Annotated in this window: 18 protein-coding genes and 2 pseudogenes; 15 read left to right on the forward strand and 5 right to left on the reverse strand. The window is 33.0% G+C overall.

Annotation, left to right across the window (positions count from 1 at the left end; all coding sequences use genetic code 11):
- Positions 1-304: 304 nt before the first annotated feature.
- From NSS97_RS27825 to NSS97_RS27865, 9 genes are all read left to right on the forward strand, one after another.
- Complete coding sequence (locus NSS97_RS27825; RefSeq protein WP_002205031.1) at positions 305-961, forward strand: PIG-L deacetylase family protein; 657 nt, start codon at positions 305-307, stop codon at positions 959-961.
- A 17-nt stretch (positions 962-978) separates the two neighbouring features.
- A complete protein-coding gene (locus tag NSS97_RS27830) occupies positions 979-1,977 on the forward strand; it encodes an ABC transporter ATP-binding protein (protein WP_340827160.1) in 999 nt (332 codons plus the stop codon).
- Positions 1,974-2,765 (forward strand): ABC transporter permease, encoded by a 792-nt coding sequence (locus tag NSS97_RS27835; protein WP_000760370.1) that lies wholly within the window; start codon positions 1,974-1,976, stop codon positions 2,763-2,765. Before NSS97_RS27830 ends, NSS97_RS27835 begins: the two co-directional genes overlap by 4 nt.
- A gap of 2 nt (positions 2,766-2,767) precedes the next feature.
- Positions 2,768-3,556, forward strand: a complete 789-nt coding sequence (locus NSS97_RS27840) for an ABC transporter permease (protein ID WP_002191888.1) — start codon at positions 2,768-2,770, stop codon at positions 3,554-3,556.
- A 12-nt stretch (positions 3,557-3,568) separates the two neighbouring features.
- Positions 3,569-4,234 carry a 7-cyano-7-deazaguanine synthase QueC gene (gene queC / locus NSS97_RS27845; RefSeq protein ID WP_070146082.1) on the forward strand — a complete coding sequence of 222 codons (666 nt, stop codon included), beginning with the start codon at positions 3,569-3,571 and terminating at the stop codon, positions 4,232-4,234.
- On the forward strand, positions 4,234-4,725 hold the full coding sequence (queD, locus tag NSS97_RS27850) for a 6-carboxytetrahydropterin synthase QueD (protein WP_000426941.1): 492 nt from the start codon (positions 4,234-4,236) through the stop codon (positions 4,723-4,725). Before queC ends, queD begins: the two co-directional genes overlap by 1 nt.
- A complete protein-coding gene (gene queE, locus NSS97_RS27855; protein ID WP_341114780.1) occupies positions 4,718-5,434 on the forward strand; it encodes a 7-carboxy-7-deazaguanine synthase QueE in 717 nt (238 codons plus the stop codon). Before queD ends, queE begins: the two co-directional genes overlap by 8 nt.
- A 43-nt stretch (positions 5,435-5,477) precedes the next feature.
- Positions 5,478-6,065, forward strand: a complete 588-nt coding sequence (folE, locus tag NSS97_RS27860; RefSeq protein WP_000054143.1) for a GTP cyclohydrolase I FolE — start codon at positions 5,478-5,480, stop codon at positions 6,063-6,065.
- A 277-nt stretch (positions 6,066-6,342) separates the two neighbouring features.
- Positions 6,343-6,510: a hypothetical protein gene (locus NSS97_RS27865; protein ID WP_341114782.1), complete on the forward strand. Its 168-nt coding sequence runs from the start codon at positions 6,343-6,345 to the stop codon at positions 6,508-6,510.
- Between the two features lie 88 nt (positions 6,511-6,598).
- Here NSS97_RS27865 and NSS97_RS27870 read toward each other — a convergent pair whose 3' ends face one another.
- Entirely contained in the window at positions 6,599-7,759 is a 1,161-nt protein-coding gene (locus NSS97_RS27870; RefSeq protein ID WP_048517102.1) for a tyrosine-type recombinase/integrase, read from the reverse strand.
- A gap of 358 nt (positions 7,760-8,117) precedes the next feature.
- On the opposite strand from NSS97_RS27870, the gene NSS97_RS27875 reads away from it, so the two are divergent.
- Both NSS97_RS27875 and NSS97_RS27880 read left to right on the forward strand, forming a co-directional pair.
- A complete protein-coding gene (locus NSS97_RS27875; RefSeq protein ID WP_016127985.1) occupies positions 8,118-9,101 on the forward strand; it encodes a hypothetical protein in 984 nt (327 codons plus the stop codon).
- A 47-nt stretch (positions 9,102-9,148) separates the two neighbouring features.
- Complete coding sequence (locus NSS97_RS27880; protein WP_087963197.1) at positions 9,149-9,403, forward strand: NUMOD4 domain-containing protein; 255 nt, start codon at positions 9,149-9,151, stop codon at positions 9,401-9,403.
- A 65-nt stretch (positions 9,404-9,468) separates the two neighbouring features.
- On the opposite strand, the pseudogene NSS97_RS27885 reads toward NSS97_RS27880, so the two are convergent.
- A pseudogene (locus tag NSS97_RS27885) lies at positions 9,469-10,175 on the reverse strand (IS6 family transposase).
- 339 nt (positions 10,176-10,514) lie between these two features.
- On the reverse strand, positions 10,515-11,423 hold the full coding sequence (locus NSS97_RS27890) for an Rpn family recombination-promoting nuclease/putative transposase (RefSeq protein ID WP_002192079.1): 909 nt from the start codon (positions 11,421-11,423) through the stop codon (positions 10,515-10,517).
- 385 nt (positions 11,424-11,808) lie between these two features.
- On the opposite strand from NSS97_RS27890, the pseudogene NSS97_RS27895 reads away from it, so the two are divergent.
- A pseudogene (locus NSS97_RS27895) lies at positions 11,809-12,039 on the forward strand (amino acid permease); the annotation flags it as partial.
- A 75-nt stretch (positions 12,040-12,114) separates the two neighbouring features.
- Here NSS97_RS27895 and NSS97_RS27900 read toward each other — a convergent pair.
- On the reverse strand, positions 12,115-15,063 hold the full coding sequence (locus NSS97_RS27900) for a Tn3 family transposase (protein ID WP_341114784.1): 2,949 nt from the start codon (positions 15,061-15,063) through the stop codon (positions 12,115-12,117).
- A gap of 42 nt (positions 15,064-15,105) precedes the next feature.
- A complete protein-coding gene (locus NSS97_RS27905; RefSeq protein WP_000668450.1) occupies positions 15,106-15,651 on the reverse strand; it encodes a recombinase family protein in 546 nt (181 codons plus the stop codon).
- Positions 15,652-15,932: 281 nt separating this feature from the next.
- Here NSS97_RS27905 and NSS97_RS27910 point away from each other — a divergent pair, with 281 nt between their 5' ends.
- From NSS97_RS27910 to NSS97_RS27920, 3 genes are all read left to right on the forward strand, one after another.
- Entirely contained in the window at positions 15,933-16,295 is a 363-nt protein-coding gene (locus NSS97_RS27910; protein WP_090835483.1) for an ArsR/SmtB family transcription factor, read from the forward strand.
- Positions 16,288-16,728 (forward strand): hypothetical protein, encoded by a 441-nt coding sequence (locus tag NSS97_RS27915; RefSeq protein ID WP_016107076.1) that lies wholly within the window; start codon positions 16,288-16,290, stop codon positions 16,726-16,728. Before NSS97_RS27910 ends, NSS97_RS27915 begins: the two co-directional genes overlap by 8 nt.
- A 100-nt stretch (positions 16,729-16,828) precedes the next feature.
- The gene (locus NSS97_RS27920) at positions 16,829-18,583 is read left to right on the forward strand and encodes a SulP family inorganic anion transporter (RefSeq protein ID WP_341114791.1); all 1,755 of its coding nucleotides are present in this window, start codon (positions 16,829-16,831) and stop codon (positions 18,581-18,583) included.
- Positions 18,584-18,659 lie beyond the last annotated feature (76 nt).

Below are 18,659 nucleotides of genomic sequence, written 5' to 3' on the forward strand. Positions count from 1 at the left end.
TGAATGGCTTGGTTTTCACACTCTATTTTCTTCCTGCAACCTCCTATATCAAGTTATCAAAGAACTTCATATAGCTAGTTTATCAAAAGTTTTTGGCTATGCCAAACCAAAATTCATCTCCCACCTACAGTTGGGCTATCGCCCTTCACACGCTTGAGGAAGGAGAATTCTTTCGGTAAATTCGTTAAAAAAGTATATTTTTCTAGTGGAAATAAAATGTATCCAGTTAGTATACTCCAGAGTAAATAATTTTTAATTAAAATAATAGGTAAATGATTTACCTGTTCAATAAAGGTGATGCTGAATGAAGGATATAGTAAAAAAACATTTAGTTATAGCGCCACACCATGACGATGAAGTCATTGGCTGTGGTGGAACAATTGCTCAAGCTATTAGTAAGGGTGAACATATAAAAGTAATAATAATTACAAAAGGAGATTTATCTGGAGGTGTAGGGGATTTAAATGAAATTATTTCAAATAGAGAGAACGAGTGTATAAATGCTTGTAATACATTAGGGATAGAAAAAGGAAATGTTAAATTTTTAAAGAAACCAGACAGATCACTTGTGTATTCTTTAGATTTTGTGGAAGAAATTATTCACGAAATCTCTATATATAAGCCTAATTTTATTTATTTCCCCCATGATATGGAAAGTGATAGGGATCATCGAATAGTAAATGAAGTTGTATCAGAAGCAATATTCCTGTGTCAATCAGGGTTCTTAAAAGAGAATTGTGCTCCGATGTGTTTACAGTATGAAGTATGGACTCCCATGAAAAACTATCAGGTTGTAAAAGATATTACCAGGTTTATTGAACTGAAAAAAGCATCAATTAAAAAATATGAATCCCAACTTAAAACATTAAATTTGGTTGATGGAGTTTTGGGGCTAAATTCTTATAGGGGTATGCAGGCAGGAGTGCAATTTGCAGAAGTTTTTAGAGTGGTAAGTAAGTAGTAAAAAGGAGAGAGAAGATGGATATCATTGAAATTGAAAATGTATCAAAAACTTTTGAAAGAGTAAAAATTGAAGAAGGATTAATAAACTCTTTCAAGAGTTTATTTAAAAGAGAAAAGGTCAAGGTTACTGCTTTAAGTGATGTGTCATTCAAAATAAAAGAAGGTAAAATAATAGGGCTTATTGGCGCGAATGGTGCTGGTAAGTCTACCTTAATGAAAGCAATGGTTGGGTTAATTAAACCAACTTCCGGGAGAATTTTGGTAAATGGATTTAACCCCCATGATAAGAAGAAAGATTTTTTAAAGTCAATTGGCGTTGTTTTAGGACAAAAAAATCAGCTATGGTGGGATCTTTCCCCTTACGAAACATTTTTATTACATAAAGAAATATATGAACTGTCTGATACAGAGTTTAGAAAGAATGTAGATGAATTAGCTAAAAATCTTGGGGTATCAGAAATTCTTAAATCGCCAGTAAGGAATCTATCGTTAGGAGAGAGAATGAAATGTGAGTTAATTGCTTCAATCTTACACTCACCTAAGATATTATTTTTAGATGAACCGACTATTGGATTGGATTTTCTTGCTCAAAAGAATATTAGAAATTTTCTCAAGAATTATTGCAAAGAAAGAAATACAACAGTTGTAATAACTAGCCATTATTTCCCGGATATATATGAGTTATGTGAAGAATTAATAATATTGAAGAATGGAGAAGTTGTTTTTAATAACAATTTCAAAAAAATAAAAGAAGAAATTAAGAGTTATAAATATATATATCTTAGCTTTGAAAATGAAATAAATTCTCAAAATCTTAAGAAATATGGAGAAGTTAAAGAATCGGATAAATTTAGTGTAACAATAAAAGTTCAAGATAAGTTAGTGAACGAGACCATATCTAGCATATTAAAAGAATTCAATGTTATTGACTACAATTTGACTGAAATGTCATCACAAGACCTCATTGAAGATATTTATTCAATGGAATCGACTGGAGTGAAAATAACAGTATGAAGAAGTATTTAAAACCAATGATGCTTTCATTTCAAGCGGTTTTTCAGTATCGTATGAATGTTGTATTATATATGATTTTTGGTTTAATACCGCTTGTGGCTTTAATACTATTGTGGCATTCTCTCTTTGAAACACAAAGCAATATTCAAGGTTATACTCTTGAAATGATGATTACTTATGTAATAATTGCTAAGTTAATTGAACTTTTACTAATTCCTGAAATGCACTGGTCGATAAATGAGGAAATACAATCCGGTGAATTATCAAAATATCTTATAAAACCATTTTCATATTTTGGATATTGGTTTAGTCATAATTTAGGTAACAAAATTATTCATTTACTGATGTCAGTGATACCGATAATACCGATAATATTCCTGAACAGGGATTATTTTCTTTTGCCTACTTTAAAATATACTTTCCTTTTCATTCTTTCAATAGTAGGAGCATTAATACTATATTATATGATTTATTATTTGATATCACTCTTCTCATTTTACTTTGTAGAGATATCATCCTTTTTCTTTACTGTAGATATAGTATTAGAATTATTATCTGGATCGCTTATTCCGCTTGAATTTTTACCAGCTCCGTTAAATACAATAACTCAGTTTTTACCTTTTTCATACTTAATTCACTTTCCGGTAAATGTATATTTAGGAAATTTAAGTGGCACTGAAATTGTAAATGGATTAATTTCACAAGTGATATGGTCTTTAGTTTTCTATGTCCTTATTAGAGTACTTTGGAAGAAGGGGTTAAATAAATATGAATCTGTTGGTGCATAAATATGATTAGATATTTAAAAATGTTAAAAGCAATTCTTAAAATTAATTTAAGTAATATTATGATGTATAGAGTTAACTTTTTTTTAAATATATTAGATAGCGTTGTTTGGTTCATTGTTACATTAGTATTTTTTAATAGTATATTTGATAGTTTTGGTAATATTAATGGTTGGAATACAAATGATATTTATTTGTTAATTGGAACAAGTGAGTTGATAAAATCTTTGATGTTTACTCTTTTTATTAATAATCTACCGTATATACCGAGTTTAGTTAACCAAGGAAGTTTAGATCAGATATTGTTTAAACCTATTAATAGTCAGTTTCTAGTTTCATTAAGAAAGCTTGATTTAGGGAATTTAGGGAACTGTTTACCAGCCGTGCTGTTAATTAGTTATGCATTATTACAAAAGGGAGAGAGTGTTAGTATTGTAAATGGATTTTCTTTCTTGGGTCTATTGTTTTTAGGGATTATACTCTCGTATTCTCTGTGGTTTATTTTAATGACTTTATCTATATGGTTAACCAAAGTTGAAGGTATGCATGAGTTATTTCTTGGTACTATGACATTACTTAGATACCCATCTTCCTTATATAAAGGTATAAGTCGATTTGTTTTTTTATTTGTTTTTCCTATTGTTATTGTTAGTAATATTCCAACTTATGCTTTAATTGGTCGATTAGAACTAAACGATGTATTCGCGTTAATGGGTTATTCTATTGGATTTTTTATTATTTCAATTTATTTTTGGAAGTTTGCCTTAAGATATTATAACAGTGCAAGTAGTTAAGGGGAGAATAAAATGTACTCTAATGATAAAGCAATAGTTGTTTTTAGTGGTGGACAAGATAGCACAACATGTTTATTTTGGGCAATGCAACAGTTTGCGGAGGTGGAAGCTGTAACATTTAACTACAATCAACGTCATAAGTTAGAAATTGATTGTGCAGCGGAAATTGCGAGCGAGCTTGGCATTAAACATACAGTCATAGATATGAGCCTACTAAATCAGCTAGCTCCAAATGCGTTAACAAGAATAGATATGGAGATTACACACGAAGAAGGTGAATTACCATCGACATTTGTAGATGGGCGGAATTTACTATTCTTATCATTTGCTGCTGTATTAGCAAAACAAGTTGGAGCACGTCATATTGTAACGGGTGTATGTGAAACTGATTTTAGTGGTTATCCAGATTGCCGTGATGTGTTTGTGAAATCGTTAAACGTTACATTAAATTTATCAATGGATTATCCGTTTGTCATTCATACACCACTTATGTGGATTGATAAAGCAGAGACGTGGAAATTATCTGATGAACTTGGAGCATTCGAGTTTGTTAGAGAAAAAACATTAACTTGTTATAACGGAATCATTGGTGATGGTTGCGATGAATGTCCAGCATGTCAACTTCGTAAAACAGGATTAGATACGTACCTACAAGAACGCGAAGGAGGGAATGAATAATGGAAAACTTTTTCGGATTTCGCATTGTAGAAAATTTGCAAAAAATGGACAAGGATATTCAGCGTGAGCAATTAAAATACCATAATAAAAGAGTAATGGTCAGCAAGGAATTTACATTTGATGCAGCACACCATTTGCACTGTTATGAAGGGAAATGCAAAAATTTACATGGTCATACATACAAAGTTGTATTTGGTATTAGTGGATATGTAAATGACATTGGACTTGCAATTGACTTTGGAGATATAAAAGAAATTTGGAAAAACGAAATAGAGATTTATTTGGATCATCGCTATTTAAATGAGACATTACCAGTGATGAATACGACTGCGGAAAATATGGTTGTTTGGATTTATGAAAAGATGGCGGAAGCATTAACAAAAGGGAATCGAGCAGAAGAATATAAAGGAGCTCGTGTCGAATTCGTACGTCTCTTTGAAACACCAACGAGTTATGCAGAAGTAAGACGGGAGTGGATACTCGATGAGTAAGATTCCTGTGTTGGAGATATTTGGCCCAACCATTCAAGGAGAAGGAATGGTTATCGGACAAAAAACGATGTTCATTCGCACAGCAGGTTGTGACTATAGCTGCTCTTGGTGCGATTCAGCCTTTACATGGGATGGCTCAGCAAAAGAACAAGTTAGACAAATGGCGCCAGAAGAAATTTGGAATGAACTTGTTGAAATTGGTGGAGAAAATTTTTCTCACGTTACAATTTCAGGTGGGAATCCCGTTTTGCTGAAAAATATTCAGTTTCTTCTTACTGTATTAAAAGAGAATGGAATTCGTACAGCGATTGAGACGCAAGGGAGTAAGTGGCAAGAATGGTTACTTCAAATTGAAGAAGTGACAATTTCGCCTAAACCACCAAGTTCGAAGATGAAAACAGATTTTACGATGCTAGATTCTGTTATTCATAAATTACAAAGAAAAGATTTTAGTTTAAAAGTAGTTGTATTTGAAGATTACGATTTTGAATATGCAGTAAAGGTGCACAAGCGATATCCGCAAGTACCATTTTTCTTACAAGTTGGGAACGATGATACGAAAACGGTGGATGATGCAGTGCTTATTAAAAACTTATTACAGAAATATGAACGGTTGATTGAAAAAGCTGTACAGTGTAAAGAAATGAATGATGCAAAAGTATTACCTCAACTTCATGCTTTAGTATGGGGAAATAAACGAGGCGTATAAATAAGAGCATTTTATGAATAAATTGATAAGGTGGAAATAATATATGAGCTTAAAAACAATCCAAAGTGTAGAAATAGATACTGACAAAATTGAAGTAGCAGTAAAAATGATTCTTGAAGCAATTGGAGAAGATATTAATAGGGAAGGTATTTTGGAAACCCCAAAGCGAGTAGCAAAAATGTATAAGGAAGTTTTTCAAGGTTTAGGTCAAAACCCTTCTGAACATTTGTTAAAAATATTTAATGAAAATCATGAAGAATTGGTATTAGTTAAAGAAATTCCGTTCTATTCTATGTGTGAACATCATTTGGTACCTTTTTTTGGAAGAGCCCACATAGGTTATATTCCTAATAATGGAAAAGTAACTGGGTTAAGCAAATTAGCTAGAGCTTTAGAAACCATATGCAAAAGGCCACAGTTGCAGGAAAGAATAACCAATGAATTAGCAAATGTAATTTTTGAAACTTTAGAGCCAAAAGGAGTAATTGTAGTAATTGAAGCTGAGCATATGTGTATGACAATGAGAGGTGTGAAAAAACCTGGTTCAATGACTATAACTTCGTCATATAAAGGAATATTTAAAGATAATAGTACACTTCGAAGTGAAACTTTAAATTTAATAGAGAGATAGAATTATATCGATATTATGCTAAAAAAGAACATACAAAACCTATGTTAAATACAAACTTGTATTCTATTCATGAGCAAACGTATAGAAGAAAGTAGACGCTCATTATCCTAGTACGTCTAATCGAAAGGCATTGCTGAAGACTTTGGCAGTACTTTTTCTAAATCAACTTTTTGATATTTTTCATTCTGCTCACAATATCACTTTACATTTTTTGAGAATATATCCACACCTATCGGCATATATCTTAAACACAATAGATATATGAAAGGGTGAGAGTATGATTTCATCATATTCAGTAAGATACATTTTAATAACAGGTAATGTTTTTATAAAAAAAGTGATTACTGTATATGCATCTTCAGCTTTCTTTGCGATTGAAAAAATCAAAAAAGAATTAGAACGCCGCTTTTCTAATCCTACAAAAATTGAAGTCTATGCAGTATAAATATTTATAACAATTCAAACGGACAAGGTGAAACGGGATATTTGTTTAACCTTGTCCTATTTCGAATTTATTATATGTTAATTACATATTAAAATTCATCATCACCAATTAAATTTCCTACATCATTATCCTTTGTAAGTCTTTGCTTCAAGTAATTTTCTTTTGTAGTTCTATCATTTTTATGGCCAACTGCAGCTGCTATGACATGAGGTGCTAGCCCCTTATAATCATATAAGTACTGTACATAAAAATGTCTAAAGAAGTGAGGGGTAATTCGTATATTCTCTGTAAAAAGTAACTTGGTATCCTTAATAATTTTAGAAATATATTGTGACAAGTAATTCTCTCTATAAGCAGTATGGTTCTTTGTTTGAAATATAGTCCCACCATTTTTAGTCCCAATGTTTACAGGTAACCTTCTCCGGATTCGAAATGCAACAATACGATTAAAAATGTCCTTATTAATAGAAACAATCCGTTCATTATCTCCCTTTGTATCAACTGTTAAATAGTAACGTCCACGTATAGCGTCATACTCAAGATCTTCCCATTTGGCATGAGCGACTTCTGCAACACGTAATCCCGTAGTAGCCAGGACCGATAATAAAGCGTAATTGATTTCATTGTCCTTATAGTAATGAAGCAGATGCTTCACTTCCTCATATGATAACTCGCGTTTTGGTTTATGTTGTTTATTAACGGTCGTACTTAGAATCTCTACATGAAGAGGTTCCTGGATATATTGAATTTCATACAACCATTTCAAGTAAGAGCGGATTACACCAAGTTTTCTACTAATCGTAGATGCTTTGTACTTTTCTTTTGATTGATAGGAGATTGCCTCCTGGGATAACCACTTTTGGTAGTTTCGGATATGTCGTTTTCTTAAGTTCCTCCAAACTTGGCCAATTACATAATCTTTAACATCTTGCTGCAGAAACTCTGTGCTTTGTTTGATGAAAAAATAGAACTGGCTTAGATCACGTGCATATAGAGTCCTGGATGCATCCTTTATACGTTTTTCTTGGTCAAAATGTGTTTGCCGATTTAAGTAGTAGTACAATATTTCTTCATCTGAAAATCCCTCATATGTATATGAATCTTCTCTTTCGTTATTTTCCTTTTTAAATTCAGCTTCATTTATATAATCACGATTCCATAATGCAATTATGTTTGCGAAATTTTGTTTTTGTTTCTCAATATTTTCTAAAGAAGTTTCACTATGAATTGTAATCAATTCAAATTTCATTGTCATTCAACTCCTTATTAATTTCTTTTGTATCTATTATTATAACTGAATTACATTCAAAATTATTTACATATCAAAATTAAATTTTATAAAAATGAAAGTGTTATATAACCATAGAAAATCTCCCATTTTCTATGGTTATTATCTATTTATTTTTTAAAATTATCTTTTATATAATTTACAATTGTATAAAAGATAATTTAATTAGAAATTGAATTTTCATTTCATATATATTTAGAAATAAATTAAGTATTGATTGTGTTATAATTAATTTGCACTATATATTTTAGAAATTTAACTTTACATAATAAAATTATTGATTTCAGATAACAGAAGTTTACACATAGGAGGAAAAGATATGTTTGAAAGACAAGAAATGAATATGAATACGAATGAAGTAAAAGCTTATTTAGGAATTAGTAGCTTCATTTTTACTACTCTTATGAAACAAGGACAATTAAATCCAATTAATCGAGAGACCTGGCGTTTAGATGGTAGCTTTTTATTTAAGCGAGAAGACATAGAAAAGTTGAAAGAAGATCGTGAGACAGAAGGGATTACCTTATATCAGGCAGCCAAAGATTATAATGTGAGCATGTATCAACTTGAAAAGTGGATAGAACAAGGGGATTTGACTTGTACTATACAGAAACATCGTAATCGTGAGACTAAATTTGTACATGAGGAAGAAATAAATGGATTGGTACAGCAATTGGATCAGACCAATACTCTATATACATTCTCACAAAAGTATAATGTAGTATTGTTCCAAAAATTTATGGAAGGTAATAAATTAGCACGCATTATATCTATTCCGAAGCGCGGGGATATTGTACTTATTGATGAGTTTGGAAACAATATGACACTGGAAGATGCAATTAAAGTGGGGTATAAGCCTGCATATCTTCTATCCGATAAACCAAGAAGTCATCACCAAAAGTTTGTAAAATTCCGTTTTCCTAAATCAAATCAATTGCGAAGTAACATTTTTCACTTAATTGACTTAGTACTACAGTATGTATCACCAAGAAATATTAAGGTTTCTGAGGAAGATGGTTTTTGGTACTTTGATGTTCGTCAATCGATTATTCAATTACCAATGCAAATGCAGATAGAATGGATTGATTGTTTAACCCCATATATAATAGAAGGAAAATTAACAAGACGTGTTAATAATAGCGTGTATTTAGATAGCAGTAGTGTCACTAAGGCAGTAACTATAACAAGCAATGAATATCATGCAATCACAAAAATTGTAAATGAAACGAACAGTTCTATTGAAGAATTTATTGCATCCGCTATTCGCGAAAAGATTAATGATTATCAAGCGTCACACAACTAATTTACAAATAAAAAACGGCTTAATTTTTCTTAACGGGGGATATGTTAATGGAAGAAACATGGTTTGATATTAAAGGATATGAAGGCATATATCAAGTTTCAAATGTTGGGAGATTTAGAAGTTTAGACAGAATCGGGCAAACCGGAAAATTTCTAAAAGGGAAAATAAAAGTGCGAAATGGTGATCCATATGGATTCAAGACTATCAAATTATATAAGGATGGCAAACCGAAAAACCATAATGTTGCTGAAATAATTAAAAACACTTTCCCAGAAGGAATTAAAAAGTCCTACTGGAGTTAATGGTTCTGGTGCAAATACTTAGGAAAGATATAAAGAGGCGAAAAGTTTCCTAGTGGAATCTAGTCTTAAGCAACAATTCCAAATAGTTGATGGATGAACTTCACTTGTTTTTGGACAGACTTGTCCAGTAAAATAAGCTGCCCTTTTTTTACCATATGCATAGCTTCTATTCCTGAAAGAATGGATGTAGCTGTACGAAAAGACTTCAATCCTAACATTGAACGAACTCTCTTTTTAATAAAGCGATGATCTTGCTCTACAATGTTATTAAGGTATTTTACCTGCCTTATTTGGATGTCTACAGGCATTTTTTCTCTTTCTTCAACTCTCCAATCGCTATAGGATAGGCCGGGTTTTTGTCTACTGTTATCACACGGGGCTTTGAAACATGAAAAGACTGCAAAGCTTTCTTGAAAAAACGCTTTGCATCCCTATGATCTCTTGTTTTTCTTAAATAAAAATCAATTGTATTTCCTTTTGAATCAACAGCACGATATAGGTACATCCATTGACCTTTGACTTTCACATACGTCTCATCGACTCGCCAAGAATCATTGGTTGATTTAAGATGACGTCGTACTCGCTTATCTAATTCAGGACCATATTGATGAACCCATCGCATGATAGTTGTATGAGCAAGGGATAACCCACGTTCTTCCATCATTTCGACTAAATTACGAAAACTGAGGTTGTACCGTAGGTACCATCTCACGGTTAATAAAATAATATCAGGTTGATAATGTTTCCACTTGAATAGATTTTGCTTTTCCATACCAATCACATCCTTTTTCAGAGTACTAGTATCAGTATGTCCAAGTTTAGGAGGTTACTTACAAGCGTTTTGGAGTGTTTGCACCAGAACCATTAATAATACGCACAAAAAATATCCCTTTATACAAAGGGATAAAGCGGTGCAACTTTTTTATAAACGGTATAACTTTCTTTAAAACGGTACATCTTTTTTATAAACAGTACGACTTTATTTCAAAGGTACATTAGTATTGAATATTTTTCCATCTTAGCCCCTCATACCCGGAATCATTTCCGTACCCCGAGTTGACAAATAGCTCAAAAAAAGAACCCAATTAATAGGTTCTTTTTTTGTTGCTGATTATTTTTGTTCTAAAATACGTTCAATCTCATCTATGCCTAATTTACTGGCTTTAGCAATCGTTTCAAGTGGTACACCAAGTTCATGCATACCTTTAATCATCTGTATTTTTCCTTGCTGAACCCCTTGCTGAACCCCTTCTTGAATTCCTTCCTTTTTCCCCTCATTACGAGCATGAGCAAACTTTGCAGCCTCATCCATTAAAGCCTTTTCTCTTGCTTCATATGCTTGACGGAAAGATGAATCTTGACTCATACGTTCCCACTTATTCATTGCTTTTTGTAAAATCGGATCTTGGTTCATGGCAATGTCCTCCAATGTTTGTGTGAGATACTCATCTTCATTCGCTGGTAATAATAATAACCAACGAACAAACGAATCTTCCCACGGATTAACTTTCTCTTCGCGCCATTGCTGTAGTAACTTTGGAATCTCTACAATATGAACTTCTATATCGTCACTTAATAACTTTTGTTGTTGCTGATTCCAAAGGATTCCTGTTGTATGAAACGCTTCATATTCTGGAAACATCACAAAGTTTAACAAGTTAATGGTAATCGTTTTATGAAGTGAGCTATAAGGCATTCCTTTTTGCAATTGAGAGGTGTATAACCTTCCCCAATAATACAAGCTTCGTTTAATCATATCGTGATTGTTATTCAACTGTATTTCTACATTTACCTTTGTTCCTGTATTTAATGTAGCCGAAATATCTAAAATTGATAATTTATCTTCTTCATATTCTCGATGTAAATGTGGATCTTCTAATTGTAGGGAAACAATAGGTGATTCTAAAGAATCTTTTAAAATGGCATTTAAAAAAGCAACTAAAATATCTTCATTCCCATTTGTGCCAAATAACTGCTTAAATGCAAAATCGATACGTAAATTTACTAATGAATTGGACATGGTTTTCCTCTTCCTGTTTCAGACTATATCTTTACCTATATTGTACATAAAACCAAAGTCAACATGCAAACAATCTCTATGATTTATATAGAGGATGCATACAGATATACACAATAGATTATCAAAGACGATTTGGGGTCACCATATAATTTTGAGAAAATGGTACGCTAAGGAATTTATAACCGCAACAAACCTTGATTTCATAGGGATATAAGTATTTCCCTTAAAGGCATATATTTGGAACAAATGGATTGAGCGAAAAGAAATAAAGTGATACTTAAAATATTTATTTGAATAAAAATGTGAACTACAAGGATTCCACATTATACGAAAAAACGATGTAATTTTTCGGAATATTAAAACAACCATGAGATGAGGTAACTATATGAATCTATTTCGAAAAAAATCTATTTCAGCATTATTAGCACAGTCAGAACAAAAAGAGGCATCTTTAAAAAAAGAACTCGGTGCTTTTGATCTTACTATGCTCGGGATCGGCGCTATTATCGGAACTGGAATTTTCGTTCTTACCGGTGTTGCCGCAGCAGGACACGCAGGACCAGCACTTGTTTTGTCGTTTATTTTATCCGGTTTAGCCTGTGTATTTGCAGCATTATGGGGTTCAGCCGAGATACGTGTAAAAATGGGTCATAGACTGGTTTTTATTTCCATGTTATGACCCGTTTATCTTTTATACAGGTATATTCTCTTCTATTGGTTGTGGAATGTTTTGTAAATCAATCACATAATCGCCAAAACGTTTTATATGTTTCGTCATATATGGGCTTAACATCACCAGATCTTCTCGTGAGAATCGATAACCTTCTCTTTTGAGTTGCCATAAAATCATGGTAATATCAACGACATTTTGAAAAATGACTGCATTGGCAACGAGATCATTATATTTAATCCGTTTTTCTTGTTCTACTGGATCATTTTCAGTAATAATCCCATCCCCACCAAAGAATAACCACTTTGAAAAACCATTATATGCTTCCACTTTATTTGTACTAGCTGTAATTTGCTCTCTTAATTTCATATCTGAGATATATCTAAGAAGAAATATCGTTCGAATGACTCTGCCTAGCTCTCGAAATGCTTGGTACAGTCGATTCTTTTTACTATTACTTCTCAGTTTTCTGAGAAGAGTTGAGGGTAGTATCTTTCCAGCTTTTATAGACAAAACAACTTGAAATAAATCTTGCCAATGAGTCTCAATTAACTTCCAATCGATTACATCACTAAATAAAGGATCTATATGTTTATATTGAATATGTTTGCTTGGTCTAAAAAATTTTAAGTCTTTCCAATTCCTAATTCTAGGCATTAAATTGATTCCTAATAGATAAGAAAGTGCAAAGACAGGAGTAGACTGACCTTGTGTATCAGCATGAATCGTATCGGGTTGGATATCTGACTTGTTTTTTAGCAATCCATCAATAATATAAACAGCTTCCCAAACCCCACAGGGGATAAAATGGCTAAATAAAGCAATATAATTATCCGAAACATGATGATAAGCTATTCCTCCATAGCCCCCATATCTGATGTGGTATTCTGACAGTAAGTTTTCTTCATATAAATCGTATTTTGTTCCATCAGCGGCGGCTGTTTTTCCGCTCCCCCATAGTTTTGGAAGGCTAAAGAGGTTGTATTGATTTAAAATGTCTTGAATTGAGGCATCTAATTTTTGGGCACTGATATGTCTACGATTCACAAAAGAAATCATATGAGGTGTTACTATATTTCGCATATGTTTAGCGGTTTGGGCTGGCCCTAAATTACAGCCATATCCAAATGAAGTAATAATATAACGTTCAATTGGATGCTCTAATTTAGGTTCAGATCCTGAAAATGGGCCGAAATGTCTTGTACAATGAGTCCAGTGTTCAACGTTACAAAGTATATCGAGAATCGTTCGTTCCGGTAGTCGTTGTATAATTTCTTTTTCTAACATTTTACTACTCTTGGAAGACTCTTTTCGTACCAAACGTTTCAGGATTGGTTCTCCATCTTCAGTTATGATAACTTGTCTATTATTAGGATAGTTTAGGTCAACAGTTTTTGCAGCGGATGTTAGCCAACTTTTTAACCGATTAACAAAATCAGTAGGTGAGGAAGGTAATTCTAGTTCATTACAATAATCTTCAACCATCGGTTGGCATTCTTCCCATGGAAGTAATTGTTGTCTATAATCAGCATATTTCTCAGAACCTTTTACACTAAGGTCTCCCGTCTTTAATTCAGAGGCTAAATAAGAAAATATACAGATTTCAAGACGTTTACGGTAAAGTAAATTCGTGCTTTTTTCAACGCGAATTGTATGTTTCCACTGTTCACTGGCGAATGATAAATCAATATCGCTAGGTAGATGTTCAACCTTACGGTTTTCGTTCTCTAATAAAAATTCCAGAGCATTTATGAGGGAATCGTCTTGAGTTGTTGAGTCAATTTCTAATAATGTGATGAGCCGAAATAATGTTTTTCTATGATTCTTATAGAATTTTTCTAAAAGTGGTAGATAATTATTTCCGTTGTATGAGGATATTGCTGTACAGTCCTGTTTTAAAAATTCTATACCACCTTTAGCTTCAAATAGCTCAGTAATTTTGCTGCCAATTTGTGTATTATCATCATGCATAGCTGTTGTTTCTAAAACTTCACTCAGTACAGAAATAAGATTTTCACTTATGGAACGATGTTGCTCCCTCAAAAGAGCAAGTTCTTCTTTTCCTTTTTTATGAATGATTCCCATCCTTTTTAGAAACATTTCTACAAGGTTATCCCTAGTTGTAATTTGTGACCGATAAATAGTTGATAACAACAGCATATATCTTTTGGGAGGAGCGAAGTCCTTTATTTCTGAAGCATCTAAAGAATTCGCTTCAGCAGCAAAGTGCTTCAATTTAGAATTTGGAATGCCTTCTAATAAATCATGAATGTTTGGAAGGAAAGACGTAATAAATGAAAGTCTGTTTTGTAAATCTTTCATATGAGTAATAGAAGGGCTTTTGGGAACTTCTTTAAAATAATTATAACCAGAATGTTGAGTTTCTTTTGACGTATGAAGTAATTGATCGAGTTTATTTTTTTCTATATTAGACAAACGAGCGAGAATTGTATTACAAAGACGATTATTAACCAGCGTTCTCACTCGACGTGCAAGCCGATCTAGTGTACTGAATGCTGGTAATTCATAACGTTCCTTAATTAATTCTTCAATAGAAACATTAATAAGGTCAGCGGGGTTATCCATCACTTGAGATGCTTTATATATTGCATTAGTAGCAATATGTAAAGCATCCTTCCCAAATGGCAATACTTGCAAATGCTCACGAATTGCTTTCTGGTGTCGATATATGGACTTTGTTCGGAAGTTTGGTTCGGTTTCATTTGATATACGCAAACTCGAACGGATATGATGAATTATCACAGATGGAATATCTTTTGGACGTGGAAAATAACCTAGTCGTTGGAAAGACTTTAGCATAACTAAAAGGCTAAAGACCGGAATAGTTCCACGTGCTACTCTATGGGCAAATTGGTTCTCCTCATATGTGACGGTATAAATCTCTTTCAGTTCTTTTCGAGTTAAGTTTTGTTTAAACCTTGGATAGGCTGTACGTTCAATTGAGGTCAATGTAATTCCTCCTACTATACTAAAATCAAAACTATATGTATTTTACTGTTGCATCTTACGGTACAAAGTCATTCTCGAGATACCAGCTTTCTCGGCGGCATCTGTACGACTCATACCTTGATTAATAAGATATAAAGCGTAATCTACCTTTTCCTCATCGGTTTTTGGTCTTCCAGGATGTTTCCCTCGTTTCCTTGCAGCCTCAATCCCTTCTTTTGTCCGTTCAGAAGTTAAATCTCGTTCAAATTGAGCAATACCAGCGAAAATAGTAAACAACATTTTTCCATGTGCTGTTGTTGTATCAAGCCATGATTCCTTTAGACTTTTCAAGTGTGCTCCTTTTTGAGAAATTTGTTCCGTAATTTCAATGAGATCTTTTGTAGAACGTGATAATCGAGTTAAATCGGTTACAACGACTGTATCTTCTGGACGAAGAAATTCCAGCATACTATTTAATTCCGGCCGGTTTCGTTTTGTACCGGTTATTTTTTCGAAGAAAATACGGTCGCATCCAAATTCTTCAAGCTGTTTCTTTTGACGATCTAAATTTTGATCTAATGTAGAAACACGCATATAACCAAACTTCATATTTATCATCCCCTTCACCGACTATTGTACCAAAAACGATTAAATGGAGATATTGTTACAAATAATATTGTTACATATTTTTGTTACACTCAGTATGCAAGTTAATTAGACTAAAAGTTTATTAATAATGACCGTAACAAAAATGGTCGTTTTTGTTACGGGAAACATTTTAAAGTTTGTATTGAAATTTCGAATTTCTAGAAGTATCATATACATATTCAAACATTTGAAGATGTATATGATAATTTTGGATTTTTAATTAAAAATAAGAAGGTGTTTTAATGGGAAATGAAATGCAACAATTTAAAGCTGATTTTTTTAAAGCTTTATCACATCCTTTGCGAATAGGTATTCTAGAACTATTGTCAGAGGGTAAAAGAAGTGTAAATGAAATTCAAACCATCCTTAACAAGGAAGGTTCAGCTGTTTCTCAACAATTAAGTGTACTACGTTCAAAAAACATTGTCGTTGGTACGAAAGATGGAAAACGAGTTTTATATTCTCTACGAGACCCTATGATTGTAGATTTACTGGTGGTTGCACGGAAGATTTTTAACAACCATTTAATCGATACGATTTCAATGTTAGAAGAGCTAGACGAAACAGAAAGTGAAACGATAGTTAAGGAGGGGGAAGTTGAGTAGTGAAGTTAAGAAAGAAGATATCATCCAACATGGGATTGAAATTTTCCACTCAATAGGAGCTCATCATGTTTGTAAAGTTTGTATTAAAAGCGGGAATTCTTGTTGTTTTTCATGCCAACATTTACAAGATGGAGTTGGATGTCAAAAAAGAAATACAGCTTGTACAGCTTGGTTATGTGGGATTCAAGGTTTTTTATTTGATCAAATTGGATTATTAGATGAATGGAATCGTTTTTGGAGTGAAATCCCAGGACAGATGTTTCGTAGAGATATGACTCCAGATAAGGTAAGGATTACATCGTTTATTGATACGAAGAAGCTAGATAGTCGAGCTGGAGAACTTCTAGCGGAAAGGTTGAAATCCTACGTACAACAAGGTGGAAATGTAGGTAAATTAGAGCGTCATTTAAGAAAAACGTATAGTAAATATTAGGATAATGTTTTATTTTGTAAAAATGAAAATCTCCTCTATAAAGGAACGAGAAATACATTTGTAATCCAGATTTATTATAAATAGAAAAGAAGGGTTTGTAATGAGAGGATTATTTACGGGAAGGTTTGAAGGATATTCATTGGGACATTTTCAAAAGGATCTTCTGTCAGGAATGATTGTTGGAGTTGTTGCGATACCACTTGCTATGTCTTTTGCAATAGCCTCTGGTGTTAAACCAGAGTATGGGATTTATACAACATGTATTGCCGGAATACTCATTTCGCTATTTGGTGGTTCAAAATATCAAATTGGGGGACCTACAGGTGCCTTTGTTCCAATTCTTTTAGGCATTGTCATTACCTATGGATATGAAAATTTACTACTTGCTGGTTTGTTAGCCGGAATTATCTTATGTCTTATGGGAATTTTTAAACTGGGATCTTTAATTAAATTTATCCCACGTCCTGTAACAATTGGTTTTACGTCAGGTATTGCCGTCATTATCTTTACGGGACAAATTGCTAGTTTTTTAGGTCTAACAGGTATAAAAAAACACGAGGAATTTATAGCAAACCTGCAGGAAATCTTCACTCATATCGGTACTACCAATTTTTACAGTGTTATAACTGCTTTGATTTGCTTTTTTGTTATACTCATCACACCAAAAATTTCACCTAAAGTACCTGGTTCATTAGTAGGTGTTGTAATTTCAACTATCATTGCAACTATATTTTTCTCAGGTCATGTGCCTACTATTGGTACAGCGTATGGTACGATTCCCAATACACTTCCTCAGTTTGATATACCAGAAATCACAGTAGAGCGTATCAAACAGTTAATTGGCCCTGCATTTGTTATTGCAATGTTGGGTGGTATAGAATCTCTTTTATCCGCTGTCGTGGCAGATGGTATGACAAATAGTAAGCACAACAGTAACAAAGAGCTGATTGGTCAGGGCATTGCCAATATTGTTACCCCGTTATTTGGAGGGATTCCGGCAACTGGAGCGATTGCTCGAACAGCAACCAATATTAAGAGTGGAGCTACATCTTCGATGTCAGGAATTATTCACGGGGTATTTGTGTTATTCACACTTCTACTATTAGCTCCATACGCTTCGCATATTCCACTTGCTAGTATGGCTCCCATTTTAATGGTGGTAGCTTGGAACATGAGTGAGCAAAAACATTTTATTCACATCCTTAAAATGAAAACGGGGGATTCTCTGGTATTACTTGTAACATTTCTATTGACTGTATTTACAAGTTTGACAACAGCTGTGGAAATTGGACTTATTTTAGCTGTTATTTTATTTACAAAACGTATGAGCAACATGCTTGTCATATCTAAAGTGCTTCCTGATCATACAAGGAAGCATGAAAAATTGTTACCACATGTGGTAAATAAAGCTCATGATTGTCCACAAATTAGTATTTATACAATAGAAGGACCGTTATTCTTTGGAGCTGCTCAAACATTTGAACAAAACATTTTAGCGACCATTCATTATAAACCCAAAGTTTTAATTTTGCGTATGGGAAAAGTTCCTTTTATTGATACAACAGGAGAGTCTTACTTTAGGAATATTGTTCAGCATTTTAAAAAGCAAGGTGGCATACTTCTCATTTCAGGAATTCAATCCGAGTTAAAGACAACTCTAGATAAGAATGGATTGTACGCTGAGATTGGAGAAGAAAACTTTTTTGATCATACCGGAGAAGCCATCAACTATGCTTTAAGACATTTGAATACAAAAAAGTGTATAGGATGTAAGCATTTCGCTTTTCATGAATGTACCGGGCTTTCTCGGGAAGTGAATACAATAAAGAAAAAGTCAAATGCATTAGGGTTTTAAAAATTCACTTCACATACAAAGTTTGTTTGATTTGATCTACTCTTTTAATCATTTTATTAAAAAATAGAGAAGGAGA

The sequence above is a fragment of the Bacillus sp. FSL R12-0074 genome (genome assembly GCF_038005725.1).
GTDB classification, from domain to species: domain Bacteria; phylum Bacillota; class Bacilli; order Bacillales; family Bacillaceae_G; genus Bacillus_A; species Bacillus_A mycoides.

Excerpts from the sequence above, each read along its gene's own strand:
- NSS97_RS27825 (WP_002205031.1), top strand. The coding sequence starts at position 305 with ATGAAGGATATAGTAAAAAAACATTTAGTTATAGCGCCACACCATGAC.
- NSS97_RS27830 (WP_340827160.1), top strand. The coding sequence starts at position 979 with ATGGATATCATTGAAATTGAAAATGTATCAAAAACTTTTGAAAGAGTA.
- NSS97_RS27835 (WP_000760370.1), top strand. The coding sequence starts at position 1,974 with ATGAAGAAGTATTTAAAACCAATGATGCTTTCATTTCAAGCGGTTTTT.
- NSS97_RS27840 (WP_002191888.1), top strand. The coding sequence starts at position 2,768 with ATGATTAGATATTTAAAAATGTTAAAAGCAATTCTTAAAATTAATTTA.
- queC (WP_070146082.1), top strand. The coding sequence starts at position 3,569 with ATGTACTCTAATGATAAAGCAATAGTTGTTTTTAGTGGTGGACAAGAT.
- queD (WP_000426941.1), top strand. The coding sequence starts at position 4,234 with ATGGAAAACTTTTTCGGATTTCGCATTGTAGAAAATTTGCAAAAAATG.
- queE (WP_341114780.1), top strand. The coding sequence starts at position 4,718 with ATGAGTAAGATTCCTGTGTTGGAGATATTTGGCCCAACCATTCAAGGA.
- folE (WP_000054143.1), top strand. The coding sequence starts at position 5,478 with ATGAGCTTAAAAACAATCCAAAGTGTAGAAATAGATACTGACAAAATT.
- NSS97_RS27865 (WP_341114782.1), top strand. The coding sequence starts at position 6,343 with ATGATTTCATCATATTCAGTAAGATACATTTTAATAACAGGTAATGTT.
- NSS97_RS27870 (WP_048517102.1), bottom strand. The coding sequence starts at position 7,759 with ATGAAATTTGAATTGATTACAATTCATAGTGAAACTTCTTTAGAAAAT.
- NSS97_RS27875 (WP_016127985.1), top strand. The coding sequence starts at position 8,118 with ATGTTTGAAAGACAAGAAATGAATATGAATACGAATGAAGTAAAAGCT.
- NSS97_RS27880 (WP_087963197.1), top strand. The coding sequence starts at position 9,149 with ATGGAAGAAACATGGTTTGATATTAAAGGATATGAAGGCATATATCAA.
- NSS97_RS27890 (WP_002192079.1), bottom strand. The coding sequence starts at position 11,423 with ATGTCCAATTCATTAGTAAATTTACGTATCGATTTTGCATTTAAGCAG.
- NSS97_RS27905 (WP_000668450.1), bottom strand. The coding sequence starts at position 15,651 with ATGAAGTTTGGTTATATGCGTGTTTCTACATTAGATCAAAATTTAGAT.
- NSS97_RS27910 (WP_090835483.1), top strand. The coding sequence starts at position 15,933 with ATGGGAAATGAAATGCAACAATTTAAAGCTGATTTTTTTAAAGCTTTA.
- NSS97_RS27920 (WP_341114791.1), top strand. The coding sequence starts at position 16,829 with ATGAGAGGATTATTTACGGGAAGGTTTGAAGGATATTCATTGGGACAT.